Origin of the sequence: Acidithiobacillus sp. (assembly GCF_023256195.1) — a bacterium.
In the GTDB taxonomy this organism is placed as follows: Bacteria; Pseudomonadota; Gammaproteobacteria; order Acidithiobacillales; family Acidithiobacillaceae; genus Acidithiobacillus_A.
In genome coordinates this window covers 102104-128076 of the sequence record NZ_JAGDWX010000036.1, presented here as the reverse complement: position 1 = coordinate 128076, position 25973 = coordinate 102104, and the positions used below count along the sequence as shown (strand labels likewise).

The window sequence follows — 25973 nt, the reverse complement described above, 5'->3', positions numbered from 1 at the left end:
GGCCCGCCACTGGCGGCGGCGCCCCTTCCGCAGCCCACACCACAGCGCCTCGGCCGTGGCACTGGTGGGCGGCGGCTCCCGACCCAAGCCCGGCGAGATCAGTCTCGCCCACGCGGGCGTACTTTTTCTCGACGAACTGCCGGAGTTTCCACGAGCCGTCCTGGAGGCCTTGCGGGAGCCTCTGGAAACCGGTGAAATACACATTTCCCGGGCCAACCGACATACACGTTACCCGGCACGCTTCCAGATGGTGGCGGCCATGAATCCGTGCCCGTGTGGTCACTTGGGAGACCCGCGCGAGGCCTGTAGATGTACGCCCGCGCAGATCCAGCAGTACCGCGGTCGCTTGTCGGGCCCGCTGCTGGACCGCATCGACATCCAGGTGGAGGTACCCGCTTTGCCCATCGAAGTACTCCAGCAGAAGAATTCCGGTACCGACTCGGCGGTGTGGCGTGCGCGTGTCGCGGCGGCCCGCGAGCGCCAGTTGGCCCGGCAGGCCTGTCTCAATGGCCAGCTGCAGGGCAGCGCCCTGGATCGGCACGCAATTCTGGCGCCCGCTGACCGGGCCTTCCTGGAGCGTGCGGCGCAGAGCCTTGCGCTCTCGGCCCGCGCCTACCATCGCGTGCTACGAGTAGCGCGCAGTGTGGCCGATCTGGAGGCGAGCGACACGATACGCCGGGAGGATCTGGCCGAGGCCATCCAGTACCGTCGCCTGGCTCTCAGCCTGCGGCACTGACGGAGCGCCACCCCCATGATGTTGCTGCGTCATTTACCCACTGCCCGCGAGCCGCGTCTGTACATGGCGCTGGAGCGTACCTACCTCGGCTATTTCAAGTTTCTTTTCATAGCCATTGGCACCGGGCTACTTTCTGCACGACTGGCGGTACTCTTTCACGCCCTCCACTACGCGCATCTCGCCCATTTTTTCACAGAGCTTTTTCGTCTTCTTACCTGGCCCGCCATCGTCCTCATATTTCTGGTAGGATTCTGGTTCATGGCCGATCTCGAACACATCGGTAAAGGAATCACTGTGGCAGCTAAAGAAATCATCGATCCGCGCATCTACATGGCGGCGGAGCGCACCTTCCTGGCTTGGGTACGCACCGGTATCGGTCTCATCGCCTTCGGCTTCGTCATCGAGAAATTTGACTTCTTCCTGGAACAGCTATCGGTCATGTTGCACACCAAGCTGACCATGGGCGAGAGTTTCTCGGGGATAGGCATCGTCTTCATCCTATTGGGCGTCACCAATCTCGTTATCGGCGGGATCAATTTCATCCGCACCGTGCGCAAGGTGGATCGAGGCGAATACCACATCAACAAGTTTCTGTACGGACTCTATGGGGTGATCCTGCTGACCATCACCGGCGTGCTGGCGGTCATGATCATTCGCGTCTCGCCCTGAAATCGCGATAGCTCAGTGATGACCGTGGCGCCGTCGCAGAAGGCGGTGCTGGCGCATTTGCCAGAGGGTGAGCAAGGGACCACTCAGCGTGAAGAGTAGCGCCGCGCTGAAGAGCACCAGCGGTGGGTGCACGGCGATGAGGGCCAGAATCAGGACGAACCCGATAGCCAGGGCGAAAGGTACCCGGCCATGGGGATCGAAATCCTTGAAGCTGCGATAACGGATATTGCTGACCATGAGCAGGGCCAACAGGTAGACGAGCACCAGTGCCAGTATCTCGGCCACCCGCGTCAGCCAGGGATGACGCTCCCCTACGGCAACCCAGACCAGACTGGCGAGCACGGCCGCCGCCGTAGGAATGGGAAGACCCTGGAAGTAGCGCTTCGAGGCGCTGTGCACCTGACTGTTGAAACGTGCCAAGCGCAAGGCCCCGCAGGCGGTATAGACGAAGGCACCGAGCCAGCCGAGCTTGCCAAAATCCTGTAGCCCCCAGAGCAGGACCAGTAAAGCTGGGGCTACGCCGAAGGCGATGACGTCGGCCAGGGAGTCGTATTCAGCACCGAAGGCGCTCTGGGTCCCGGTCATGCGCGCCACCCGCCCGTCGAGACCGTCCAGAATCATCGCCACGAAAATGGCGATGGCTGCCATCCGGAAATGCCCGTGCACCGAAGCGACGATGGCGTAAAAGGCCGCAAAAAGGCTGGCCGTCGTAAACAGATTGGGCAGGAGATAGACGCCGCGGCGCGGATAGCGTGCCTTCACGCCTGGGTCTCGGGCAAAACGGCCAGCCATTGGGCACCCGAACGCACCCGATCCCCCAGACTCACCCGCAACTCGCTTCCGAGAGGGAGATAGGTATCTACCCGCGAGCCAAAACGAATGAAGCCGAGCCTTCCGCCCAACTCCGCCCGGTCGCCGGGACGCAGATAGCAGAGAATGCGGCGGGCCACGAGACCCGCCACCTGGACCACCGTCACATCCTGCCCATCACCGCTTTGCAGCCAGAGCGCGTTACGCTCGTTTTCGAGGGACGCCTTGGCCAAGGCCGCATTGAAGAAACGCCCCGGGAAATACCAGGCGCCCTGCACCACGCCGGCCACCGGCGTGCGATTGACGTGCACGTCAAAGACGTTCATGAAAATACTGACCTTGATGGCCGGTCGCTGCAGATAGGGATCCTCCACCTGCTCGATGGCGATGACCCGCCCGTCGGCGGGACAAAGCACACCGCCACGCGTGGCCGCCGGCAGTGGCCGACGCGGATCGCGGAAGAATTGCAGACTGAAGAGACTGAGCAGCAGCAGGGGCAGGCTCCACCAGAAGCCCGCCAGGGCCCAGACCAGCGCGGTGAAGGCGACAAAGATGACCACGAAGGGCCAGCCCTCTCGTGCGATGCCGAGGATCCTCGCCTGCGGATTCATGACTGGGCTGGCCGCGGCGGTCTGCCCTGCGGTGCAGGCCAGGACCATGTCCCGTACCCGTCGCTCCGACGGATCTGCCCGGCGCGCACCGCAAAACCGACCTGCATGGTGGGAATGTCCCTAGTTGCGGGACTTGTCCACGATCCGGTTCTGGCCGATCCAGGTCATCATGCTGCGCAATTTCTGTCCCACCACCTCGATGGGGTGCTCGGCACCCAAGCGCCGCATGGCCTGCATTTTTGGCGTACCCGCCTGATTTTCAAGAATGAACTCGCGCGCGAACTCGCCGGTCTGGATCTCCTTGAGAATCTTTGCCATCTCCGCCTTGGTGCGCTCGTCGATGACTCGCGGACCGCGGGTGAGGTCACCGTATTCGGCGGTGTTGGATATGGAGTAGCGCATGTTGGCGATACCCCCCTCATACATCAGGTCGACGATGAGCTTGAGCTCGTGCAGACACTCGAAATAAGCCATTTCCGGAGCGTATCCAGCCTCCACGAGGGTCTCGAAACCGGCCTGCACCAGGGCGCTGACGCCGCCACAGAGCACCGCCTGTTCGCCGAAAAGGTCCGTTTCCGTCTCTTCCCGGAAGCTGGTCTCGATGACCCCGGCACGGGTGCCACCGATGGCCTTGGCGTAGGCCAGCGCCAGGTTCTTGGCGTTGCCGCTGGCGTCCTGGTGGACGGCGATCAGGCAGGGTACCCCACCGCCCTGCGTGTAGGTGGAGCGGACCAGATGGCCCGGCCCCTTGGGTGCGACGAGAAAACAGTCGAGGTCCTTGCGCGGATGCACCTGTCCAAAATGGACATTGAAGCCGTGGGCAAAGAGCAATGCCGCACCTTGTCGGATGTGCGGAAGGATCTCCTCGCGGTAGAGTCGCGCCTGTCCCTCGTCGGGCGTCAGCACCATCACCAGATCGGCACCCGCTACCGCTTCTGGCACATTGCGCACCTCGAGACCGGCCTTGGCGGCCTTCTCCCGCGAGGATGAATCCGGGCGCAAACCCACCACCACATCGACGCCGGAATCCTTGAGGTTCAGGGCGTGCGCATGTCCCTGGGAACCGTAACCCAGGATGGCCACTTTCTTCTTCTGAATCAGGGCAAGATCGGCGTCGTTGTCGTAAAAAACTTTCATGAGGTCCTCAGTAGCTATGAGATGGAAAGGCAAAACCAGGAATCAGATGCTGCGAGAGCCGCGGGCAATGGCGCTGGCGCCGCTGCGTACCACCTCGATGACCATGCCCGGATCCAGGGCGCTCAGAAACGCGTCCAGCTTTTCGCCGGTGCCGGTGAGCTCGATGGTATAGGAGCGGTCGGTGACGTCGATGATGCGTCCACGGAAGATGTCGGCCAGACGCTTCACCTCCTCCCGATCGGGACCGACGGCGTGCACCTTGATGAGCATGAGTTCCCGCTCGATGTGGGGACCGTCGGTAAGATCGTGGACGCGGATCACCTCCACGAGCTTGTTCAGCTGCTTCAACACCTGCTCCATGATCTCCTCGGAGCCGCGGGTAACCACGGTCATGCGCGAGATGCTGGGGTCGTGAGTGGGGGCTACGGTCATGGCTTCGATGTTGTAGCCCCGGGCGGAGAACAGGCCGGCGACCCGCGACAGGGCGCCGGATTCGTTTTCCAGAAGGATCGAGATGATGTGACGAGGACTCTGCATGTCAGAGGAGAATCATATCCGAGAGAGCGGCACCGGCCGGCACCATGGGATAGACATTCTCCGTGGGATCCACCTGAAAGTCCATGAAGACCAGACGATCCTTGAGGCGCAGGGCTTCGCGGATCACCGGCTCGACATCGGCGGGCCGATCGGCACGCAGACCGACGTGCCCGTAGGCCTCCGCCAGCTTGACGAAGTCCGGCAAGGCATCGACATAGCTCATGGCGTAACGGCTCTCGTAGAAGAACTCCTGCCACTGCCGGACCATACCGAGATAATGGTTGTTGAGGCAGGCGACCTTGATGGGTAGACGATGCTGCAGGCAGGTGGACAGTTCCTGAATGTTCATCTGGATACTGCCCTCACCGGTGATGCAGATCACCGTGCGCTCCGGATCCGCCAGCTGTGCCCCCATGGCCGCCGGCAGACCGTAACCCATGGTGCCGAGGCCGCCGCTGTTGATCCAGCGGCGCGGGGCGTCGAAACCGTAGAACTGCGCCGCCCACATCTGGTGCTGGCCAACGTCGGAGGTGACGATGGCGTCGCCGCCCGTCAGCTCGTGCAGCTTCTGCACCACATACTGAGGCTTGATGATGCTGTCGCCCTGTTCGTAACGCAGACAGTCCCGTGCCCGCCAAGCCGCTATCTGCTCCCACCAGGCCTTGAGTGCTGCCGGATCGAGACGATAACCGCCCTCGCGCCAGGCTTGATCCATCTCTGCAAGCACCATGGCCAGATCGCCGACGATGGGAACATCCACCTTGACGTTCTTGGAGATGGACGAGGGATCGACGTCGACGTGGACGATGCGTGCGTGGGGCGCGAAGGCCTCCAGATTGCCTGTCACCCGATCGTCGAAGCGCGCACCCAGAGCGATGAGCACATCGCTGTGCTGCACCGCCATGTTGGCCTCAAAGGTGCCGTGCATGCCCAGCATGCCCAGAAACTGCGGGTCACTGGCCGGAAATCCGCCGAGACCCATGAGGGTATTGGTGATGGGCGCGCCAAGGTGGCGGACGAAGCCCGTCAATGCCTCGGCCGCGTTGCCGAGGATGATGCCGCCGCCGGTATAGAACATCGGCCGCTCGGCGCTGGCAATGAGCTGCACCGCCTTGCGCACCTGTCCCGCGTGTCCCTTCACCGTGGGCTTGTAAGAGCGCAGCTGCACCTTGTCGGGATAGCGGTAGGCACAGCGCTTGACGGTGATGTCCTTGGGGATATCCACCAGCACCGGCCCGGGCCGCCCCGAGGCCGCCAGGAAAAAGGCCGTCTTCAGGGTGTTGGCCAGATCGGCCACATCCTTCACCAGGAAATTGTGCTTGGTGCAGGGCCGGGTGATACCGACGGTGTCCACTTCCTGAAAGGCATCGTTGCCGATGAGCGCCACCGGCACCTGCCCGGTAATGATCACCAGGGGCACGGAATCCATGTAGGCCGTGGCGATGCCGGTAACGGCATTGGTAGCACCGGGGCCACTGGTGACCAGCGCCACACCGACCCGACCCGTGGCGCGAGCGTAGGCGTCGGCAGCATGCACGGCGGCCTGCTCATGGCGCACGAGGATGTGCTTCAGCTCCTCCTGTTTGGCCAGCTCGTCGTAGATGTAGAGCACTGCGCCACCGGGATAACCGAATACGAACTCGACTCCCTCGTCGCGCAGGGCGCGCACGACGATCTCTGCACCCGAGATCTCCTGCTCCAGTTCTGCACTGGAGCGATCCATGGTCGTTTGGAGGCCAGTCATGTTCTACTCCTTCAGGAATAAAAATACGAAAAACACGCTATGCATTTTTATCCATAAGGTCAAATAAAAAAGCTTTGGCGCGCGCCGAGCAGGGTCTATGCAGACCGACGGTGCCATCCGCGCTCTGTGGCCGGACGTCAGGACGCGGCGCTGTGCAATTGCTCGAGATAGGCGCGTGCCTGGGCGACCAAATCGGAAGGCAGGCCACGCTTTTCCGCGACCAGCAGCCCCAGGGATTGGCCAGCTATGCCGATTTGCAGCTCGTAGGTGGGCTCAAGACGCTGATGGTCGAAACGCATGGAGGCATTCTGCAGCCCCTCGTGCGCCTCGGCAAAGGCCTTGATGGGCGTCAGGTGGGTCGTGACCATCCCGCGCACGCCGCGGCGGGCCAGCTGATCCAGTACGGCCATGGCCAGCGCCGCGCCCTCCTCGGGATCGGTACCAGTCCCGAGTTCATCCAAAAGGATGAGAGTGTGATCGTCCGCCGCCTCCAGCAGGCGTTTGAGTACCTCCACATGACCGGAGAAGGTAGACAGGGCGAAGGCGACGCTCTGCGGGTCGCCCATGTCGACGAAGACCCGATGGAAATTGCCGACCACGGCCCGTCCCGAGACGGGCAGATGCAGGCCACAGTGAGCCATGACCGTGAGCAGCCCGACGGTCTTCAGAGACACACTCTTGCCGCCGGTGTTGGGGCCCGTGACCACGAGGATGGGGCATTCGGCATCGATACGGACGCTCAGGGGTCGCGGTTCCGGTCCATGTCCTTCGGCGTGGGCAAGGATCAACTGCGGATGGCGGGCGCCCTCCAGCACCAACACGGGCTCCTCCACCAGCTCCGCGGGCTGCGCCTGCAAGTGCATGGATAATTGCGCACCGGCCACCGCAAGGTCCAGCCAAGTGAGACTGTCGACGAGCTGCTGCAGGGACTCCAGACGACTGCGCACCTCGTCCGTCAACAACCGCAGCAGCGCCTGGTTGTGCTGCTCCACGCTCCCGGCCAGTTTCTCCAGACGATTGTTGCCGGCGACGAGCTCCATGGGTTCCACCAGAAACCCGTGTCCCCCCGGTCCCGTACCCCGGCGCACGCCACGAATCTCTTCCCGAAAGCCGTCCGGAAGGTGCAGACAGAGACGCTGACCTGCCCAGTGCGCCTTGGCGCCTTGGCGCAGGTGAGCACTCAGATCACGCTGCACCCCCTCGCGCGCCGTTTTCAACTCGCCGTGGAGTGTGCGCAGCTCCGGCGATGCATCTTCCCGAACCGCGCCGTTGGGCAGGAGATGGGCGTCAATGCGCTCGATGAGATCGGCCGCACCATCCAGCTGCGCGGCTCCGGCGGGCAGGAGCAGCGGGCGGCGCTCCACGAAGGGGCGCAACTCCCGGCCGACCCGCAGAACCCGGTGCAGATTGCGCAGCGCCGAGCCGGACAGGGCGGCGCCCGGCGTCGCCGCCTGTCGCAGCGCGGCACGGACGTCCGGCAGCTCCGGCAGTACCGGACCCTCGCCGCTCTCGAGTCCAAATCGGGCCGCGCCAATGGCCTGCTGTAATTGTCGAGCCGCCGCCACGCTGGGGGCGGGTGCCAGATTGCGGGCGGCATCGGCGCCATAGGGCGTGGCGCACAACTTTTCCAACAGTCGTCGGATCCCCTCAAATTCCAGTTTCTTGAGATCGGCTTCCATACCCGGCCCTCACGGATTGAACACGGTCTGCCACCAGCGCCGTCTTCCCTCGGGAATGATCGGCGGCGCCGGCAGCGTTTCGGGCGGGAACCTGGACAGAACCCAGCCCGGCGGAATGTGCTTGCCACTGCTGCCGCAGGAAGCACCGAGATTGTTGGGATCGTAGATTTTGATGAGCTGCGGATGCTCGCGATCGTCGACGTAGACGATACCGAGATAGCGCTCGCGGTGATCGCGGCGCAACAGCAGGTCCATCTCCTTCAGGAAACGTTGAAACTCCGGCGCCGCCAAAGGCTTTTCCGGCAGCTCCATACCGACGAAGTAGGCGTACCAGCCCTCGCTCTGGGACATCAGACGCGCCAACAGTGTCTCCCAGTCCTTCCACTCCCGGATGGCCCAAAGCATGCCCTCATAGCTTTTCCTGAAATCCGACATCTTTCCCCCGAATGATCAGCGCTGTGCGCAACGGCCCGTGAAACCGACCCACAGATGCCGTTGCTGCGCCTGCTGTCGATGCTCGAAAAGATAGAGTCCCTGCCAGGTCCCGAGCTGCAGGCCGCCATCCCGCACGGGAATGCTCAGGCTGTTCTGGGTCAGGGTCGTGCGGATGTGCGCAGCCATGTCGTCCGGCCCCTCGTTCTGGTGGCGGTAGCGCGGGTCGCCGTCGGGCACGAGGCGATGAAAGAAGTCCAGCAAGTCACGCTGGACGTCCGGGTCGGCATTCTCCTGGAGGATGAGGCCCGCCGAGGTATGGGGCAGGAACACCTGCACCCAGCCGCTCGCCGCACCGACCTCGTGCAGCCAGGAGGCGAGACGGGAATCGAGGCGATACAGAGCCCGTCCGCTGGTGGCGATGCGCCACTGCGTATCCACCTGCTGGAGCACGGTACTCACGCGATCAGACCGTTCTTGCCGGCGCGCCGAGCGCGGAAGAACTCCTGCAGCAGCGCACGACTGTCGTCGCCGCAGGGGCCCTCGTGCCAGTGCGTGTAATGGAGCCGCGGCTCGGCGTCGAGCACCCCCAGACGGCTGACCACGGCACCTCCCTTGGGGTCCCGGGCCGCAAAGACGAGCCGCGCCACCCGCGCCAACAGTATGGCTCCGGCGCACATGGCGCAGGGCTCCAGGGTCACGTACAGGGTGGTTCCCATCAGACGGTAATTACCCAGGGCACGCGCGCCCTCGCGCAGGGCCAGGACCTCGGCGTGGGCGGAGGGATCCTGGGTAGCGATGGGACGGTTGTGGGTGCGGGCCAGAGGTACACCGTCGGCGCTCAGCAAGACCGCGCCGACGGGGACCTCGCCCAGCACGCTGGCGCGCTGTGCCTCCGCCAGGGCCAGACGCATCCAGCGCAGATCGTCCGCTTCTCTGGCCGCCTCAGGTTCCGCTGCCCTCGCCGCAGAGGGATCGCATTGCTCGATGATCATGCAAAGAGTGTAAGCGCAAAGACGGCGTACGGCCAAACCGCCAGCGCCGGCGTGCAAGGCTCAGGTTTACCTTGACAGGGCAGAGAATGCTGCTAATTTCCCTCACCGAGTTGCAAAAAACATACGTGCCCGAGATTCTCGGATCGCCGGATGGCGGCCCCGGAACGGGTGAATGAAGCTCAACCACAGCTTTGAAGGAAGATGACGTGCTGCGCTTGCCCAGTCCTCCGCTGCTCGGCCTGGATATATCTCCCGAGGCAGTCAAAATCGTCGAACTGTCGGCTTCCCGAGGACGCATCCGGGTCGAGAATGCCGATTCCGAAAGCCTCCCCGCCGGTGCCGTCAACGATCGTGAAGTGCTCGACGTGGACGTGGTGACGCACACCATCCGCAGCATTCTCGAACGCTCCCGGATCCGTACCAAGGCGGTGGCCACGGCTCTGCCCAGCAACGCCGTCATCGTCAAGGTCATTTCCTTGCCCGCCGACCTCAACGACGAGGGCATCGAGGAGCAGATCCGTTTCGAGGGCAGCCAGTACATTCCCTACAGCATCGACGCGGTCAACTTCGACTTCGCGGAGCTCGGACCGGACGATCAGCGCCGGGGTTACAAGCGCGTGCTGCTGGTGGCCTGCAAGAAAGAAACCGTGGAGGATCGCGCCGCCATCCTCGAAGCCAGCGGCCTCAAACCCAAGATCATCGACGTCCAGCAATTCACCCTCTGGGGCCTGTTCCAGCACCTCGAGGCGAGCCCGCAGGATCATCGGTCCGTGGCTCTCCTGGAGGTCGGCAGCCTCACCACGGCCCTGCACGTCTTTGAGGAAGGCCAACCCATCTACTCGCGGGAGCACAACTTCGGCGTCGCCCGGCTTGCTGAGGAAGTACAGCGACGCTACAGCCTCGAAGCTCAGGACGCCCAACGCATGCTGCGCTTCGGCGGCCTGCCGCAGGACTATCCCAAGGAGGTCCTGCAACCCTTCGTCCGCAACCTGGCACAGGAGATCTTTCGGGCTGTGGACTTCTTTCAGGCCAGCATGCCCGACGTACAGCTCGCGACGGTTCGGCTCTTCGGTGCAGGCGCGACCTTGCCGCAGTTGGACGCGCAGCTGCAACAGCTGGTGCACATCCCGGTCCAGGCGCCGGACCCCTTCGCCGGCATGGATATGGCGGCGCAGGTCAGTCGCCGCTTTCTCGAGGCCGATCGCTCTTCCCTGGCCGTGGCCTGCGGCCTGGCCCTCAGGAGGCTGCCAGCATGATCCGGATCAATCTGCTGCCCTATCGCGAAGCCACGCGGGCGCGCCGCAGCCAGCTCTTTGTCCTCGGGCTGGTGGGCGTCCTGCTGCTGGCGGCACTCCTCTATTACGGCGTCTACAGCATATTTGCGGCGCGCGTCGCAAACGAACAAGAGAAGGTCGATTACCTGCAGGGCGTCACCAAAGAGCTCGACGCCAAGATCGCCTCCATCGCCGATCTGCGCAAGAAACGGGACGAGCTCCTCGCGCGGGAAGGCATCATTACCAAGCTTCAGGACCAACGCGATCTGGTCGTCCGTCTGTTCAACACCCTCGCCGCCATCACGCCCAAGGGGGTCTTTCTGACGCACCTGCAGCAGACGGGCAGCACCATCACCGTCAACGGCTACGCCCAGGCGAGCGATCAGGTGGCGGCTTTCATGCGCCACATCGAGGGCTCCGGCGTTCTTACCAAGCCGACCCTGGACATCATCAGCAAGGCGCAGTTGGCCGGCGATACCGTGGAGCAATTCACCCTGCAGATGCAGGTGGTATCCCCCGCCGCTGCCACGGACAGCGCTGCCAAGGATGCAGGAGCTAAACCATGACCTTCGATGAACTGCGCCACCTCCAGGTGGAAGACATCATGCGCTGGCCGACCAAGACCAAGGCCATCGCCGCACTCGTGCTGATCGCGCTGCTGGGCATCGTCGCTTGGATCTGGTTCATTTCGCCTGAGAACGACCGCTATCACACTTTGCACGCCCAGGAAGAGTCGCTGAAGAATGCCGTGCGCGAAAAGCAGCTTCTGGCCGCCAATCTCCCGGCCTACCAGGCGCAGATCAAGGAAATGAATCTGCGCTTCGAACGCTTCTTGCAGCAGCTGCCCAACCGCAGCCAGATCCCTTCCCTGCTGGACGACGTCACTCTGGCGGGGCGTAGCCGTGGGCTGGAGTTCGAGCTCTTCCAGCCGCTGCCCGAGACCAACAAGGACTTCTACGCCGAGATTCCAGTGAAGATCAAGGTAGTGGGCAGTTACGACGAGATCGGTCGCTTTGCCGCGGCGGTGGCGGCCATGCCGCGCATCGTCACCATCAACGATATCGATATCAGCCGCGTCGCCAACACCGGCTCGCCCCTGGCCAAGGCGACGGCAACGCAGAAGCTGGTGATGCAGTGCACCGCCACCACCTACCGCTACCTGGCGGAGCAGAACCAGCAGACGGAGGGCAAGAAACCGTGAAAACTCGCCTAGCTAAGGTATGGCTGCTGAGCGGCGTGCTCCTGCTGGCGGGCTGTTCCCATGAGGACAACCTGGCCAAGCTGCGGGCCTTTGTTGCGGCTGAGCCGCCGACGCAGGGTCATGTGCCACCGCTGCCCAAGCTCACCCCCTACGTCGCCACCCAGTACGAGAACCCCCTGGGCCGGGATCCCTTCACGAGCTTCTCGGAACTCCAGCTGCGGGCCGAGGCGGCCAACGCCAGCACGAGCCCCCTGCCGCAGCACAAGGGCCCGCTGCAACCGTTGGAGAAGTACGATCTCGGCAGCCTCACGCTGACGGGAATCGTACAGACCAGCAACGGCCAATTTTGGGGGGTATTTCGTACCCCCGATGGCAAGGTCTACCAGGCGACCCTGGGTAATGGCATCGGTGACAAGAATGGTCATATCGTCGCCATTGACGCCAAGAAGCGCCAAGTCGTCGTCGAACAGTTCCTGCCCAATGCCTTTGGTGGCTATCAAAAGCAGAAAACCGTAATGCAGATGCAGAGCAATGACTGAGCAGGCCCCAGTCCAGGACCAGGAAAGGATCACCCCATGATGAGCAGAGCAGCCCATATGCAGCAGCCCAAGACCCTCCCGACCCTCGCACGCCGGAACTTGCGACAGGCCTGCCTGCTGGCCCTGACCCTCGGTCTGGGACTGAGTGGCAGCGCCTTCGCCGAAAGCCTCATCCGCTCGGTGAAAGTGCAGCCGGACGCCACCGGTACCGCCATCTTCGTGGACAGCGACAGTCGGCCGGCCTACGACGTCAACAGTTACGATGGCGGCTACCGCATCCGCATCGACTTCGACGATGCCCACTTTCTGTCCTCCGTCGGCAATGTCAATGGCGAAGGCGCCATCCGCAATGTGCTGGTGGAAAACTCCGGCAAGAATGCCCACCTGGACCTGCTCCTGAATACGCCCCAAGCCGTCATGGTAGAGCCGGCACCCAGCGGCTACCGCATCGGCCTGGTCTCCCTCAAGGAGCCGGCCACGGCCGCTGGTACGGCGCCCGCGTCCACGGCAGTACCGCCGTCGACCGCTGCCGCGCCCCAGACGCCCATGCCTGCGCCCACGCCCGTGGCCAGCGGCACAGAAATCAACAACGTTTCTTTCGAGCGGGGCAAGAACGACGCCGGTGTTCTGAACCTCTCCATCGAGGGTCCGCAGCCGCAGATGAATGTCACGCGCGAACCCGGCCGGCTGGTGGTGGAGTTGCACGATACCGCGATCCCCGCAGCGTACACGCATCGCTTTGGCGTGACGCAGTTCGGCACTCCGGTGGACTACGTGGACGCCTATCCTTTGGGACACTCCACCCGCCTCGTCTTCGCCATACACGGACCCTTCGAGTATTCCGCCTATCAGCTGGGTCAGCGAACCATGATCGCCGTGCGCCCGCGAGCCGAGAACGCCGCAGCCAACAATCCCGAGAAGAGCGCGCGGCTCAGCATGGATTTCCAGAATATCAGCGTGCGCGATGCCTTGCAGGTCATTGCCGACTTTACCCACCAGAATATCGTCGTCTCCAACAGCGTCACCGGCACCATCTCCATCCGCCTGAAGAATGAACCCTGGGAGCAGGCCTTCCGCGTCATCCTCGAATCCCAGGGGTTGGCGGTGAAGCACATCGGCAACATCCTCTGGGTGGCGCCGGCCAGCCAGATCACCAGTCAGGAGGAGGCAGAGCTGAAGGCGGCGGCGAGCAAGCGCAAACTGGAGCCGCTGGTCACCGAACTCATCCCAATCAAGTACGCCCAGGCCAGTCAGATTGCCGACCTCCTGCGCGGCTTTTCCAAGGAAATGAACGAGCAGGAAGGGCTGAATCCGACCCAAAGCACAGCCCTGGCGACGGCCCTGGGCATTCCCAGCAGCAATCTCATCGGTAATTCTCTGCTAGGTCCGCGCGGTTCCGTGGCAGTGGTGACCCGCACCAATAGCCTCCTGGTCCGCGACACCCCGGAAGACATCGACAACATCAAAAAGCTCATCGCCAAGATCGACCGACCGGTGCCGCAGGTGCTCATCGAGGCACGGATCGTCCAGGTCACCACCAATGCGGCGCAGTCTCTGGGCATCCAGTGGGGTGGTACCTACACCTCCAATGGGGGCGGGGGCGTGATCAACCTGTCGGGCACCGGTGCGTCCCAATTTACCTCGGGACAGGGTGGTTCCTATCCCATCGGTGCCGGCAGCGGTGGCCAGGGTGCGACCACCACCGGCAGTGGGGTCGGCGTGCCGGCCGTCGTGAACCTGCCCGCCTATGCCCCGGCTGGCAGTGCGCTGACGGGCTTCAATCCGGCCTCGCTGGGTTTTGCCCTGGGCACGGCGGCGGGTAATCGCATCCTCAACCTCCAGTTGCAGGCGCTGCAGGCCAGCAACCAGGCCAAGATCATCTCCAGCCCCAAGGTGCTCACTCAGGACAACGAGAAGGCGGTCATCGAACAGGGTCAGGAGATCCCCTATCAGCAGGCCACAAGCAGCGGTGCCACCTCGGTCTCCTTCAAGAAGGCGGAACTAAGCTTGGATGTGACCCCGCACATCGCCCCCAACGGCAAGGTCACGCTGGATGTGGACGCCAAGAACAACCAACCCAACTACGCCCAGACCACGCCCTCGGGAGTGCCCATCAATACCCAGGAGGTCAAGACCAAGCTTCTGGTGAACAATGGCCAGACCGTGGTCATCGGCGGCATCTATACCGACAGCAAGAGCCACTACGATACCGGCGTACCGCTGTTGAAGGACATTCCGCTGCTGGGCTGGCTCTTCAAGAGCAAGACCTACAACGACTCCCAGTCCGAGCTTCTGGTCTTCCTGACGCCGAAGGTGGTGGGCGGCCAGAGTGAGGACGATCTGGCTGGGGAGGATACGGGTAGCGGCTCCTGACTATGGGGGATCGAATCGTCCTGATCGGTCCCATGGGCTGCGGAAAATCTACCATCGGGCGGCTTCTGGCCGCCCGTCTACGTTGCAGTTTCCTGGACTCCGACGCCATCATCGTGCGCCAGACCGGGGTGGACATCCCAACCATATTCGCCATCGAGGGAGAGTCCGGCTTTCGCGAGCGGGAACACAAGGTCCTGCAGGAGCTGTCCCAGAGGGAGGACAGCTTTGTCCTCGCCACCGGCGGCGGTGCCATCCTACGGCCGGACAATCGTCCCCTGCTGCGGAATATCGGTGAGGTCATCCACCTGGATATCAGTATCGATGAACAGATGAGACGCATCCGCCACGACCGCAATCGGCCCCTGTTGCAGGTGGACGATCTGCCCGCTCGCCTTGCACAACTGGCCGAGGAGCGCGCACCCCTGTATCGGGAAGTGGCTCACTGGCGGATTTTCAGCGACGGCCTGCGCGCCGATCAGGTCCTGAGCCGAATCCTGCGCCACCGGCGTGAACGGGCGCGATCGCGGTCCTGATCTGCCGGACCTCCCCTGCCACGCCCGCCGCTACACTTGCCAGGGAAGCGTGGAAGCCTAACAATGTCCGGACGTCTATCACGGTGAGTTTTCCATGCCCAGCCTGCACGTCGATCTCGGCCCGCGCTCCTATCCCATCCACATCGGTTCAGGACTTCTGGCGGATCCCGAGCTGTTTCTGCCCCACTGCAACTCGGGGCCCATCGCTATCCTGAGCGACGACCGGGTTGCCGGCTTGCACCTTCCGGCACTGCGCCAGACCTTGAAGGAGGCAGGCAAGCCCTTCACCGAGATCGTCGTGCCGGCGGGAGAAGAGAGTAAAAGCCTGCACAGGGTAGAAGAGGTCTGCGGTCGGCTGTTGGAAGCGGGCTATGGTCGGGATAGCACCCTCTTTGCTCTGGGGGGTGGGGTCATCGGCGATCTGGGCGGTTTCGTTGCCGCCATCTATCAGCGAGGCATCCCCTTCCTCCAGATTCCCACGACGCTGCTCGCCATGGTGGACTCTTCCGTCGGTGGCAAGACCGGTGTCAACCACGCCCTCGGCAAGAATATGATTGGCGCCTTCTATCAGCCGCGCGCCGTGGTTGCTGACCTCGACACCCTCGACACCCTGCCGGAGCGGGAATTTCGCTCGGGCCTGGCGGAGGTGATCAAGTACGGGCTCATCAGCGATCCCGGGTTCTTCGCCTGGCTCGAGGAACATCTGGACGCCGTACTGGCCGAAGATGCCGATGCCTTGAGCCATGTCATCGCCACCTCCTGCAAGGATAAGGCCGAGGTGGTTGCGCGCGACGAACAGGAGGCGGGGCGCCGTGCCATCCTCAACTTTGGACACACCTTTGGCCATGCCATCGAGGCCGCCAGTGGCTACGGCCACTACCTGCACGGCGAAGCGGTGGCCATCGGCATGATCATGGCCGCCGATCTCTCGCGACGGCTGGACCTGTTACGGGAAAGCGAGCAGCAGCGGGTTTACCAGATCATCGAGGGCGCCGGACTACCGACCCTCTGCCCGCGCCTGCCCGTTGAGGAATATCTGCGCTATATGCGCGTGGACAAGAAAGCCAAGGGTGGGCAGATCCGCTTCATCCTCCTGCGCGGCATCGGCGCTGCCACCATCACCGGCGATGTGCCGCAGGCGGCCCTGATCCAGACCCTCACCGCTTTCATGGAGCCCTGACATGGCTGCCCGTAATCAAGCCACTGCCGAGATCGCCGCCGAGATGGACGAGCGCCTGCGCCTGCATCCCGAGGGCTGTCGCCGCATCGGCAACTTTGGTTTCATCGAACTGGAGGACAGCTGGGGCGATGAGGCCACCATCCTCAATACCGCCCGTATCAGCACCACCAACAATCGTCTGCACTCCGTGGCCGATTTCAGTGACCGCGATCGCCGCCTGCTTTTTCAGTTGCTGCGCGACCAGCACGGCACACCCTTCGAGACCGTGTATTTTCGTTTTCGATTCATCGCTCCCATTTTCGTGCTGCGGCAGTGGGTCAAACATCGCGTTTCCAGCTGGAACGAGTTTTCCATGCGTTACCGCAAACCTATCTCCGAGGCTTACGTACCGGACCTTGCGGCGCGCAGTGTGGACGGTTTTCCGGTACTGGATGGCACCGCCGTGGCCGAGTATACCGCTCTCATGGAGCAGCTCTTTCAATGGTACGAGGCGCAGTACGACAAGGCTTGCGCCCGCATCGAACTGGCCCGCGAAGAGGGACTCCTGCCGCCCAAAGTCGGCGGCCGGGACCCCTACCGCGGCCGCGCCCGGGAGCTTTTGCGTAATGTCCTGCCCGTGGCCACCTACTCCGACGTCTACTGGACCGTCAACTTCCGCAGCCTCATGAATTTTTTCCGCCTGCGCCGCAAGCCCGACGCCCAGTACGAGATCCGTCAGTACGCCGACGCCGCCTACGAACTCTTCGGCGCCCGCTATCCGCTCCTTCGCGAGACCATGGAGAGCGTCCTTCGGGAGCGTGAAAAACCCAGTGGAGATGCCCTCGCGTGACCTTGGACCCATCTACCGCGCCGCAGCGGGCAAGCTATGCGGCGCGGCCCCGGCCCCAGGGGGGACGACGTCATCCCGAAGCGCCCCCTACCGGCGGACGCAGCGACTACCAGCGGGATCGGGATCGCGTCATCCACTCCAGCGCCTTTCGTCGACTGGAATACAAGACTCAGGTCTTCGTCAATCACGAAGGGGACCTCTACCGCACGCGTCTTACCCATAGCCTGGAGGTGGGCCAGGTAGGTCGTTCCGTGGCGCGGCAACTGGGCCTGGACGAGGATCTCGTGGAAGCCATCGCCCTCGCCCACGATCTCGGCCATACGCCCTTCGGCCATGCCGGCCAGGACGCCCTCAACGCCTGTATGCGCGATTACGGCGGCTTCGAGCACAACATCCAGTCGCTGCGGGTGGTAGACGTGCTGGAGCGTCGTTACGGCGATTTCCCCGGCCTCAACCTGAGCTTCGAGACCCGCGAGGGAATACTCAAGCATTGCAGCAAGGCGCGGGCGGCGAAGCTTGGCGATGTCGGCCGTCGTTTCCTGGAAGGATCCCAGCCCAGTCTCGAGGCGCAGATCACCAATCTTGCCGACGAGATCGCCTACAACAACCACGACATCGACGACGGTCTGCGCGCGGGCCTCCTCGACCTGGAAGAGCTCTGCGCGGCCACCCTCTTTGGCGAGATCTTCCGCGAGGTTCAGACCCGCTACCCCGCGGCCGACGCCAAGATCCTGCGCCACGAAACGGGCCGGCGACTCATCAATACCTTCATCATGGACCTCGTCGACACGACCCGCGTGCGGGTAGCCGAGGCTGGAGTGGAAAGCATCGACGAGCTTCGTGCTCTCACGACGCCATTGGCCGCCCACAGCCCGGCCATGACAGAGTCCATCCGTCGGCTGAAAGCCTTCCTGATGACCAGGCTCTATCGGCACCCCCAAGTCCATCGCCAGGCAGAGAAAGCCAAACGCCTGGTGCGCGAGCTCTTCGACGCCTTTTTCGCCGATCCGCGCCTCTTGCCTCTGGACCACCAAGCCCAGCTTCGGGAGGACGACAGCCCGCCGCGGCGGGCACGGGTCGTCGCGGACTACGTTGCCGGCATGACCGACCGCTACGCCATCGCCGAGCACGCCCGACTATTCGATCCGCGTCAGGGTACGTTCGCGCCCTGAGCGACGGACCATCTCCGGCGCCGAGAGGTTTTTAAGAGGAGGCGTCCTCGGAGGATCTTGCCGCTTCGTGCGAGACTCCTGACGGCTTGGGTTCCGATGGCAGCGAACCACCCAAAACACCTGGCTACCCCGCGCTTTACCCGGCCGACGATCCAAAGCCGCTGGCCGCGCAGGTCCAGAGAGCCAGGGATATCCTTCTTTGAAAATACTTTTCAAAAACGCCGCTTATCCGGGACTTTTTCCGGCATGTACGTTATCCAGCACTTTCCGAATCCCCAGGCTTCGCATCCTGCGATAGTCAGGCATTTGCCTGCCAGCATTGGTATTCCTGCCTGAGACAGAGCGGCTCTTGCCGAACCCTGGATGGCATCAGTCCGGCTTGCGTCGCGCACCCGGACATTTCATACTCAGGAACCAAACCTATGCGCATCGCATTCGCCTCCGATCTTCACCTGGAATTTGAACCGGATCTCACCGGATTGGACCTGCCTCACAGCGACGTGCTGATCCTGGCCGGCGATGTGGAGACCAACCCGGAGAACGCCTCCAAGGCCTTTGACGTCCTGCGGCGGCTACACGCCGGCCCCATCCTGTACGTTTTGGGCAATCACGAATACTACGGAGGGGTCTTCCCCAAAAGGCTGGACGAATACCGATCGGCATTGCAGTCCGACCCGTCCATCTTCCTGCTGGAGAAGTCCTCCATCGTCATCGACGGTGTGCGTTTTCTTGGCACGACCTTGTGGACGGACTTTGCGGAAGGTTGGCACCTCAACAACTGCCAGTCTGGCCTGTCCGACTTTCGGGTGATTCGCGCCGCTTCGGGCGACGCCTTTTCCGCCAACGATGCCTGGCGCGAACACCAGAAGTGTCGATCCTGGCTGGATGAAGAGTTCCACCAGCCTTTTCGTGGGCCCACCGTCGCCATCACGCACCACGCCCCTTCCTTTCGTAGCCAGCATCCCCGCTTTGCGCACAGCACGATCGGCGGCGGGTTTTGCTCCAATCTCGATGCGCAGATAATGCAATGGCAACCCGATCTTTGGATACACGGGCACCTGCACGATCCCGCCGATTATCGGATCGGGGAGACTCGGGTGCTATGCAATCCCTGGGGCTATGCCGACGAAGGTCTGGACCGCCGTTTCAGCTGCGTGGACCTGCTCACCGTATACGCGCGCCGGAAGCCCCGCCCTTAGGCGCGGGGAGGAAGACGCGCATCCTTGGCAACCGTGCCCCTTAGCCTCTATCCCCAATGGCTTATGCTCAGAGTACAGGCGCATATCTGCGCCAGACGCGCCCACGCAGGCGGCATCCATCCAATGCGCCTTGTGGTAATTAAGCCGCGGGGAGGTTCAAATCCGATATCCACGCGGATACAGACGCCCAGCTTCCGGTAGCCTTGGTGTGTTCCCGGGACGGTGATTCTTGCTATGATATCTATCGGCATGATGTTTCAGCCGCATGCAGGCGATCTGGTCATTGCTGGATGGTATTCAAACGATAGCGCAAGGGAGGTTGTATCATGGTAAAAAGAACGGTGGTGTTCCTCGCTTTGGCCAGTCTTTCCGGAATCGCGATTGCGGCCGGTCCCAGTACCGTTCCGAACGGCTATTACGGAGGGTACGGCGATAATTGCAATGTGGCATACCATATATCCGGAAAAGACGTTGTAGCGTCCGCCTTCAACATCGGCAATGCCCGGAGTCTCCCGGATACCCCAGAGACGAAGAAGGTCATAAAATATCAAACCTCTGGAAACAGAGCCGGCTACAATGGAACCGTGGTAAAGAATTCCGCCGATACCCTGGTGGTCAATTTCAAGACGGGCACAAAACACGATCCATGGATATGCCAGAGAACGTACCGGTGGGCAGGCGGAAAACTGGTGGAGTTTTCGAATCGTAGCCTGACCCCACAAGCCTGCTTTAATATGCACGGGGGAACGTGGAGTTGGGGCTCCGATACCAAAAGTAAGCTCAATTATTTTGGGAAGTAGTGGCCGCGGGCAGGAACGATTAGGAAGGTAGCGAAACACCGAGCACAGAGAAAGTTCCCGCCGTATCCCCCAGGCGAAAGCCTGGGGGTTCTGGTATCAGAATCTGGGGCCCAGCCACGATCCCTTTGCCATGGGCGTATCCGAACATCTGGGTGTCCCGGTAAAGTAGAGAGACCAGGCATTTGGTCCGGGAATTACGACACCTTTTGTAACTCGATGGTAAACGCCGTCATATGCAGATCCATCCGCTTGTCGTGATCGCTGAGCGTCGCGTGCAGAATCGGCTCTTCGCCCCCTGAACCCTTGAGAAAAATAGAAACCTGTTTCCCTTTGATCTTATACTTTTGTACCTCGGCCACCCCCTTCGGGGTAATCATCTGGGTGCTGGTAAAGCGATAGATCTGGCCGTCGAGGCTTTGGGAGAGGCTCTGGTTCATGAACGAACCGATACCCATCCCTATGTGCTCACCGTATGTGGCGCCAACGACCTTCCACTTGCCCTCGGCCGGATTGGACCCAAAGAGTCCGCATCCCCCTAGAGCAAAGGATGCGAGGACGGCGAAAACCAGCGGTGTTCTGACGTGCGGCATGATAACTCCTTTGATGTGCGTGGTAAAAGGTGTCGTATGATAACTCCTCCGATGTGCGCGGTGAACGATAGGGAGAAAAACGGGAAGCTGGGCCGGGAAAGCGCAGGTTTTCAGACATCAGGAAAGCGAGGCCTGCGCTTCCCGCTCGAGGCTGCGCAAGCAACTGTCTTTCTTGAGCCCTCTTACCCTTGACCGGGCACGTCGAGCCGGTCGCCCCCCATCCCAGGACGTTCTGGACGGGTTCTTTGTGGGCTGCAAAGCCGATGATGTGGACAGTTGGAGCGTCGAGAACCTCCCTGTCTTCGGAAGAGATCTTACCGACTACGTAGCTATCGCCCATGCCATCGCGGAAACGAAGGGCGAACAGCGCTCGCCGGATATCGCCGGGATCTCGGCCGGCCCCGATGACAGGGGCCTTGGATGCGTGTCTTGAGCAGGATATACTGATCGACCCTGCGATCTCCTTCGCTGGGGTGCCCGGCAGCAGGTGAGGACGACGATCATGAGCCTTTACTCCCCCGACTTTGAGAAGGATTCTTGCGGCTTTGGCCTCATCGCCCAGATGGACAATCGGGCGAGTCACGCCATCGTCGCGACGGCAGTGCAATCTCTGGCGCGCCTGACCCATCGCGGCGCCGTTGCTGCCGACGGCAAAAGCGGGGACGGCTGTGGTCTGCTCGTGCAAATGCCCCGGGAGTTTTTTCGGGCCATCCTGGCGGAGAACGGGTGCTCCCTGCCATCGGACTTTGGCGTGGCTCAGGTTTTCCTGCCCCGAGATGAACAACGGATCGCCGAGTTCCAGGCGCGTCTGGCCGCGGAAGCCGCAGACCTGGGGCTGCGAGTTCTCCATTGGCGCGCGGTGCGCACCGACGAATCCGTCTGCGGGCGCGAGGCGCTGCGCACCTTGCCCGCAGTCTGGCAGGGCTTTTTGAGCCTGCCCACGGACAGTGAGCCGGCGGCGCAGGAGCGCCTCCTCTACCGTCTGCGTCGGCGCCTCGAGAAACATTACGTTCAGGATCGGGAGATCTTTATCGTCAGTTGCTCCAGTCAGGTCATCGGCTACAAAGGCATGGTCATGCCGGAGCATCTGCCGGACTTCTACCCCGATTTACGCGACGAGCGCTTCCACTCCGCCCTGGTCACCTACCATCAGCGCTTTTCCACCAACACCTGGCCGGAATGGCGGCTGTGCCAGCCTTTCCGCATCCTCGCCCACAACGGCGAGCTGAACACCGTGCAGGGCAATCGGATCTGGGCGCGGGCGCGCGAGTCGCTCCTGCACTCCGAACTCCTGCCCATGGCCGAGGTGCTTCCAGCGGTGGGCGACGGCAGCGACTCCTTCAGCCTCGACAACATGCTGGAGCTCCTCGTGCAGGGCGGCATGGATTTTTTCAAAGCCTTGCGGCTACTGGTGCCGCCGGCCTGGCACAACGTGCCGCGCATGGACCCGCGTCTGCGCGCCTTCTACGAATACCAATCCATGCGCATGGAGCCTTGGGATGGCCCCGCCGGTCTCGTCCTCAATACCGGCCGCATTGCCGCCTGTGCCCTGGATCGTAATGGCCTGCGTCCGGCACGCTACGTCATTACCCGCGACCGCATCATCAACATCGCCTCGGAGGTAGGCGTGTTCGATTACGACCACCGGGATCTCTTGGTGCAGGGACGGGTGGGGCCGGGGCAGATGATTGCGGTGGATCTGGCTTCCGGTGAATTTTTGGACAGCAAGGCCATCGACGCCCGAATTCAGGGTTCCTCGCCTTACGGCGACTGGCTGCGCGCCTATGCCCGCCACCTCGAGGTCGAGGAGGATCAAGAGGTCGTCGCCACCCCCGTGGAAGACCTTCTGACGGCGGAGAAGGCCTTCGGGGTCAGTTTCGAGGAGGAGGATCAGATCATCCGCGTGCTGGCCGAAGGTGGACAGGAGGCCGTCGGTTCCATGGGCGACGACACGCCCATCGCCGTCCTCTCGCGTCAGCCCCGCCACCTGGCGGACTATTTCCGGCAGCAGTTCGCCCAGGTCACCAATCCGCCTATCGACCCCCTGCGCGAAGCCCTGGTGATGTCTCTCAACACCGCCATCGGCGCGGAGAGCAACCTCTTTGAGGAGCGGCCCGAGTACGCTCGACGGCTGGAAGTACACTCCCCCGTGCTCTCGGATGCGGCCTTCACCGCTTTGCTCCAACAGACGGATCCCGCTTTCCGCAGCCAGACCCTGGATCTCTGTTTTGCTGCCAGTGGCAGACTCGAGGACGCCGTGCACGACCTGCGTGCAGCGGCCGTGGCAGCCGTTCGGGAAGGTACGGTGATACTGGTCCTGTCCGATGCCAATCTGGCGCCCGACCGTTTGTATATCCCGGCTCTGATGGCCGTCGGAGCCGTGCATCACGCCCTCATCGATGCCGGCCTGCGCAGCCGCTGCAATCTGGTGATCGCCACGGCCCACGCCCGCGATCCGCACCACTTTGCCACCCTCATCGGCTACGGCGCGACGGCGGTCTATCCCTACTTGGCCTACGCTATCGTCCGCAGCCTCAAGGAGCGCCACGCGTTCAGCCAGCCGGTGTCCCTCAGTCAGGCTCTCAAGAACTATCGCAAGGGTATCGACAAGGGGCTGTACAAGATTCTTTCGAAAATGGGTATCTCTACCCTCGCCTCCTATCGAAGCAGTCAGCTCTTCGAGGCCCTGGGCCTTGCCCGCGAGGTGGTGGATCTGTGTTTCCCGGGCACGCCCAGCCGGATCGGCGGCGCCGGCTTCGCCGCGCTGGAGGCGGACCTGCGCCGGCTCATGGCCGATGCCTACAAGGCACGCAAGGGGCTGCCTCTCGGCGGGCTACTGAAATACGTGAACGGTGGCGAGTATCACGCCTACCATCCGGAGGTCGTGCGCAGCCTGCAGGCCGCGGCGCGCTCGGGACGCTACGAGGACTACAAGGCTTTCGCCCAGCTGGTCAACGACCGCCCCGTCACCAATCTGCGGGACCTCTTGGCCATCCGTCCGGGCCGGGCGATCCCCCTGCACGAGGTGGAGCCCATCGAAGCCATCACTCCGCGCTTCGACACCGCCGCCATGTCCCTGGGCGCCCTCTCGCCTGAGGCGCACGAGGCCTTGGCCATTGCCATGAATACCATCGGCGGACGTTCCAACTCCGGTGAGGGCGGTGAGGACCCTGCCCGCTACCACGATCGCCGGGTCAGCAAGATCAAGCAGATCGCCTCTGGGCGCTTTGGTGTGACCCCCGAGTACGCGGTCAATGCCGAGGAGTTACAGATCAAGATCGCCCAGGGCGCCAAGCCGGGTGAGGGCGGCCAGCTGCCCGGCCATAAGGTCAGTGGGATCATCGCCCGCCTGCGTTATGCCAAAGAAGGTGTGGCCCTCATCAGTCCGCCACCCCACCACGACATCTACTCCATCGAAGATCTCGCCCAGTTGATCTTCGATCTGAAGCAGGTGAATCCCGGAGCCTTCGTCTCCGTCAAGTTGGTCTCGGAAGCGGGAGTGGGCACGGTAGCCGCGGGTGTGGCCAAGGCCTATGCCGATCGCATCACCATTGCGGGTTACGATGGCGGCACCGGCGCGAGCCCCCTTACCTCCGTCAAGTACGCCGGTGCTCCCTGGGAGCTCGGTCTAGCCGAAACCCAGATCACCCTGCGCCGCAATCAGCTGCGTCACCGCGTCCGCCTCCAGGCAGATGGTGGCTTCAAGACCGGCCTCGACGTGGTCAAAGGTGCGCTGCTGGGTGCCGAGAGCTTCGGTTTTGGCACCGCACCCATGATCGTACTGGGCTGCAAGTACCTGCGTATCTGTCACCTGAACAATTGTGCCACCGGAGTGGCTACCCAGGATGAGAAGCTGCGCAAGCACTTCGTCGGTCTGCCGGAGATGGTCATCCACTATTTCCGCTTTGTCGCGGAAGAGGTGCGGGAGATTCTGGCCTCTTTGGGTCTGCGCCGTTTCGACGAACTGGTGGGGCAGAGTCAGTACCTGGAGATCCAGAAGGGAACGACTCCCAAGCAGGAGGCACTGGATCTGCGACCGTTGCTGGCCAATGCCGATCTGGTCGACGGCGATGCTCAGATTTGTACCGAACCGCGCAATCCCCCTTTCGACCGCGGCGAGCTGGCCGAACGGATCCTCAAGGACGCGGCCCCCGCAATCGACAAGCGCATAGCCACGCGTCTGCACTATCGTATCGACAACACCCAGCGCAGCATCGGCGCCCGCCTGGCCGGCGAGATAGCACGCCGCTATGGCAATGCCGGCCTTCCGGAAGGGTGTCTGGAGCTGGATTTTCAAGGCACGGCGGGACAGTCCTTCGGCGCCTTTCTGGTACCCGGCGTAACCTTGAATCTGCGCGGCGACGCCAACGACTACGTCGGCAAGGCCATGCACGGCGGACGCATCGTCATCGCTCCGCCGGCGGGTGTGAGCTATGCCTCTGAAGCATCGGCCATCATCGGCAATACCTGCCTTTACGGCGCGACCGGTGGTGTGCTCTATGCGGCGGGTCGGGCGGGTGAACGCTTCGCGGTGCGCAACTCCGGTGCCACAGCGGTCATCGAAGGCGCCGGCGACCACGCCTGCGAGTACATGACGGGCGGCCAAGTGGTCATCCTGGGGCCGATCGGGCTCAACTTCGGGGCCGGCATGACGGGCGGTCTCGCCTTCGTCTACGATCCCCGGCAACGCTTCCCCGACCAGGTCAACGGCGAGCTGATCAACAGCCACCGCATCGACACGGAAGCCATGCGCGGTTACGAAGCCTTGTTGCGACGGCATGTGGAAAACCACGTCCAGTGGACGCAGAGCAGCTACGCCGCTGCCTTGCTGGCAGACTGGTCCAACTTCCTGTCCGACGTCTGGTTGGTGGTTCCCAAGGCAGCACGCCTGGACGTGCTGCTGGAAGAAGCCAGTTGATCCACGGCCAGCGCC

Annotated in this window: 24 protein-coding genes; 14 read left to right on the top strand and 10 right to left on the bottom strand. The window is 62.8% G+C overall.

Annotated elements, in window-relative coordinates; genetic code table 11:
* Both Q0C23_RS09500 and Q0C23_RS09495 read left to right on the top strand, forming a co-directional pair.
* The coding region (locus Q0C23_RS09500; RefSeq protein ID WP_291512138.1) for an ATP-binding protein at nt 1-736 on the top strand (736 nt) is incomplete at its 5' end.
* Nucleotides 737-751: 15 nt separating this feature from the next.
* Entirely contained in the window at nt 752-1405 is a 654-nt protein-coding gene (locus tag Q0C23_RS09495) for a DUF202 domain-containing protein (RefSeq protein ID WP_291512137.1), read from the top strand.
* Nucleotides 1406-1417: 12 nt separating this feature from the next.
* On the opposite strand, the gene pssA is transcribed toward Q0C23_RS09495, so the two are convergent.
* The 9 genes from pssA to tadA form a co-directional block, all read right to left on the bottom strand.
* Nucleotides 1418-2167, bottom strand: coding sequence for a CDP-diacylglycerol--serine O-phosphatidyltransferase (pssA, locus tag Q0C23_RS09490; protein WP_291512136.1), 750 nt, complete (start codon nt 2165-2167; stop codon nt 1418-1420).
* The gene (locus tag Q0C23_RS09485) at nt 2164-2874 is read right to left on the bottom strand and encodes a phosphatidylserine decarboxylase (RefSeq protein ID WP_291512135.1); all 711 of its coding nucleotides are present in this window, start codon (nt 2872-2874) and stop codon (nt 2164-2166) included. Before Q0C23_RS09485 ends, pssA begins: the two co-directional genes overlap by 4 nt.
* Nucleotides 2875-2946: 72 nt before the next feature.
* Nucleotides 2947-3963, bottom strand: coding sequence for a ketol-acid reductoisomerase (gene ilvC, locus Q0C23_RS09480; protein WP_291512134.1), 1017 nt, complete (start codon nt 3961-3963; stop codon nt 2947-2949).
* Between the two features lie 42 nt (nt 3964-4005).
* Nucleotides 4006-4500, bottom strand: a complete 495-nt coding sequence (gene ilvN / locus Q0C23_RS09475) for an acetolactate synthase small subunit (protein ID WP_291512133.1) — start codon at nt 4498-4500, stop codon at nt 4006-4008.
* Between the two features lies 1 nt (nt 4501).
* A complete protein-coding gene (gene ilvB, locus Q0C23_RS09470; RefSeq protein WP_291512132.1) occupies nt 4502-6244 on the bottom strand; it encodes a biosynthetic-type acetolactate synthase large subunit in 1743 nt (580 codons plus the stop codon).
* 137 nt (nt 6245-6381) lie between these two features.
* A complete protein-coding gene (locus Q0C23_RS09465) occupies nt 6382-7923 on the bottom strand; it encodes a DNA mismatch repair protein MutS (RefSeq protein WP_291512131.1) in 1542 nt (513 codons plus the stop codon).
* Between the two features lie 9 nt (nt 7924-7932).
* Nucleotides 7933-8328: a hypothetical protein gene (locus Q0C23_RS09460; RefSeq protein ID WP_291512130.1), complete on the bottom strand. Its 396-nt coding sequence runs from the start codon at nt 8326-8328 to the stop codon at nt 7933-7935.
* 45 nt (nt 8329-8373) lie between these two features.
* Complete coding sequence (locus tag Q0C23_RS09455; RefSeq protein WP_291512129.1) at nt 8374-8817, bottom strand: secondary thiamine-phosphate synthase enzyme YjbQ; 444 nt, start codon at nt 8815-8817, stop codon at nt 8374-8376.
* Nucleotides 8814-9350 carry a tRNA adenosine(34) deaminase TadA gene (gene tadA, locus Q0C23_RS09450; protein ID WP_291512128.1) on the bottom strand — a complete coding sequence of 179 codons (537 nt, stop codon included), beginning with the start codon at nt 9348-9350 and terminating at the stop codon, nt 8814-8816. Before tadA ends, Q0C23_RS09455 begins: the two co-directional genes overlap by 4 nt.
* A 206-nt stretch (nt 9351-9556) precedes the next feature.
* Between tadA and pilM the strand changes: the two genes are divergently transcribed.
* From pilM to Q0C23_RS09395, 11 genes are all read left to right on the top strand, one after another.
* On the top strand, nt 9557-10606 hold the full coding sequence (pilM, locus tag Q0C23_RS09445) for a type IV pilus assembly protein PilM (RefSeq protein ID WP_291512127.1): 1050 nt from the start codon (nt 9557-9559) through the stop codon (nt 10604-10606).
* Nucleotides 10603-11190, top strand: coding sequence for a PilN domain-containing protein (locus Q0C23_RS09440; RefSeq protein ID WP_291512126.1), 588 nt, complete (start codon nt 10603-10605; stop codon nt 11188-11190). The genes pilM and Q0C23_RS09440 overlap by 4 nt, the downstream gene beginning before the upstream one ends.
* Nucleotides 11187-11825, top strand: a complete 639-nt coding sequence (locus Q0C23_RS09435) for a type 4a pilus biogenesis protein PilO (protein ID WP_291512125.1) — start codon at nt 11187-11189, stop codon at nt 11823-11825. The genes Q0C23_RS09440 and Q0C23_RS09435 overlap by 4 nt, the downstream gene beginning before the upstream one ends.
* Nucleotides 11822-12364 carry a pilus assembly protein PilP gene (locus Q0C23_RS09430; RefSeq protein WP_291512124.1) on the top strand — a complete coding sequence of 181 codons (543 nt, stop codon included), beginning with the start codon at nt 11822-11824 and terminating at the stop codon, nt 12362-12364. Before Q0C23_RS09435 ends, Q0C23_RS09430 begins: the two co-directional genes overlap by 4 nt.
* Nucleotides 12365-12400: 36 nt before the next feature.
* Complete coding sequence (locus Q0C23_RS09425; protein ID WP_291512123.1) at nt 12401-14737, top strand: type IV pilus secretin PilQ; 2337 nt, start codon at nt 12401-12403, stop codon at nt 14735-14737.
* 2 nt (nt 14738-14739) lie between these two features.
* A complete protein-coding gene (locus Q0C23_RS09420; protein WP_291512122.1) occupies nt 14740-15270 on the top strand; it encodes a shikimate kinase in 531 nt (176 codons plus the stop codon).
* A gap of 94 nt (nt 15271-15364) precedes the next feature.
* Nucleotides 15365-16450, top strand: a complete 1086-nt coding sequence (gene aroB / locus Q0C23_RS09415) for a 3-dehydroquinate synthase (protein ID WP_291512121.1) — start codon at nt 15365-15367, stop codon at nt 16448-16450.
* A 1-nt stretch (nt 16451) separates the two neighbouring features.
* Nucleotides 16452-17279 (top strand): FAD-dependent thymidylate synthase, encoded by an 828-nt coding sequence (gene thyX / locus Q0C23_RS09410; protein ID WP_291512120.1) that lies wholly within the window; start codon nt 16452-16454, stop codon nt 17277-17279.
* Nucleotides 17276-18451, top strand: coding sequence for a deoxyguanosinetriphosphate triphosphohydrolase (locus tag Q0C23_RS09405; protein WP_291512119.1), 1176 nt, complete (start codon nt 17276-17278; stop codon nt 18449-18451). The genes thyX and Q0C23_RS09405 overlap by 4 nt, the downstream gene beginning before the upstream one ends.
* Nucleotides 18452-18873: 422 nt before the next feature.
* Complete coding sequence (locus tag Q0C23_RS09400; protein WP_291512118.1) at nt 18874-19650, top strand: metallophosphoesterase; 777 nt, start codon at nt 18874-18876, stop codon at nt 19648-19650.
* A 326-nt stretch (nt 19651-19976) separates the two neighbouring features.
* Nucleotides 19977-20450, top strand: a complete 474-nt coding sequence (locus Q0C23_RS09395) for a hypothetical protein (RefSeq protein ID WP_291512117.1) — start codon at nt 19977-19979, stop codon at nt 20448-20450.
* Nucleotides 20451-20644: 194 nt separating this feature from the next.
* On the opposite strand, the gene Q0C23_RS09390 is transcribed toward Q0C23_RS09395, so the two are convergent.
* The gene (locus Q0C23_RS09390) at nt 20645-21040 is read right to left on the bottom strand and encodes a hypothetical protein (RefSeq protein ID WP_291512116.1); all 396 of its coding nucleotides are present in this window, start codon (nt 21038-21040) and stop codon (nt 20645-20647) included.
* A gap of 502 nt (nt 21041-21542) precedes the next feature.
* On the opposite strand from Q0C23_RS09390, the gene gltB reads away from it, so the two are divergent.
* Nucleotides 21543-25958 carry a glutamate synthase large subunit gene (gene gltB / locus Q0C23_RS09385; RefSeq protein WP_291512115.1) on the top strand — a complete coding sequence of 1472 codons (4416 nt, stop codon included), beginning with the start codon at nt 21543-21545 and terminating at the stop codon, nt 25956-25958.
* Nucleotides 25959-25973: the final 15 nt, after the last annotated feature.

Bases quoted from the DNA above. Each gene is read 5' to 3' on its own strand.
- Q0C23_RS09395 (WP_291512117.1), top strand. From the start codon at position 19,977: ATGGTAAAAAGAACGGTGGTGTTCCTCGCTTTGGCCAGTCTTTCCGGA.
- Q0C23_RS09440 (WP_291512126.1), top strand. From the start codon at position 10,603: ATGATCCGGATCAATCTGCTGCCCTATCGCGAAGCCACGCGGGCGCGC.
- Q0C23_RS09425 (WP_291512123.1), top strand. From the start codon at position 12,401: ATGATGAGCAGAGCAGCCCATATGCAGCAGCCCAAGACCCTCCCGACC.
- ilvB (WP_291512132.1), bottom strand. From the start codon at position 6,244: ATGACTGGCCTCCAAACGACCATGGATCGCTCCAGTGCAGAACTGGAG.
- Q0C23_RS09495 (WP_291512137.1), top strand. From the start codon at position 752: ATGATGTTGCTGCGTCATTTACCCACTGCCCGCGAGCCGCGTCTGTAC.
- aroB (WP_291512121.1), top strand. From the start codon at position 15,365: ATGCCCAGCCTGCACGTCGATCTCGGCCCGCGCTCCTATCCCATCCAC.
- Q0C23_RS09465 (WP_291512131.1), bottom strand. From the start codon at position 7,923: ATGGAAGCCGATCTCAAGAAACTGGAATTTGAGGGGATCCGACGACTG.
- Q0C23_RS09420 (WP_291512122.1), top strand. From the start codon at position 14,740: ATGGGGGATCGAATCGTCCTGATCGGTCCCATGGGCTGCGGAAAATCT.
- ilvN (WP_291512133.1), bottom strand. From the start codon at position 4,500: ATGCAGAGTCCTCGTCACATCATCTCGATCCTTCTGGAAAACGAATCC.
- tadA (WP_291512128.1), bottom strand. From the start codon at position 9,350: ATGATCATCGAGCAATGCGATCCCTCTGCGGCGAGGGCAGCGGAACCT.
- Q0C23_RS09460 (WP_291512130.1), bottom strand. From the start codon at position 8,328: ATGCTTTGGGCCATCCGGGAGTGGAAGGACTGGGAGACACTGTTGGCG.
- Q0C23_RS09485 (WP_291512135.1), bottom strand. From the start codon at position 2,874: ATGGTCCTGGCCTGCACCGCAGGGCAGACCGCCGCGGCCAGCCCAGTC.
- gltB (WP_291512115.1), top strand. From the start codon at position 21,543: ATGAGCCTTTACTCCCCCGACTTTGAGAAGGATTCTTGCGGCTTTGGC.
- ilvC (WP_291512134.1), bottom strand. From the start codon at position 3,963: ATGAAAGTTTTTTACGACAACGACGCCGATCTTGCCCTGATTCAGAAG.
- thyX (WP_291512120.1), top strand. From the start codon at position 16,452: ATGGCTGCCCGTAATCAAGCCACTGCCGAGATCGCCGCCGAGATGGAC.
- Q0C23_RS09400 (WP_291512118.1), top strand. From the start codon at position 18,874: ATGCGCATCGCATTCGCCTCCGATCTTCACCTGGAATTTGAACCGGAT.
- Q0C23_RS09435 (WP_291512125.1), top strand. From the start codon at position 11,187: ATGACCTTCGATGAACTGCGCCACCTCCAGGTGGAAGACATCATGCGC.
- Q0C23_RS09390 (WP_291512116.1), bottom strand. From the start codon at position 21,040: ATGCCGCACGTCAGAACACCGCTGGTTTTCGCCGTCCTCGCATCCTTT.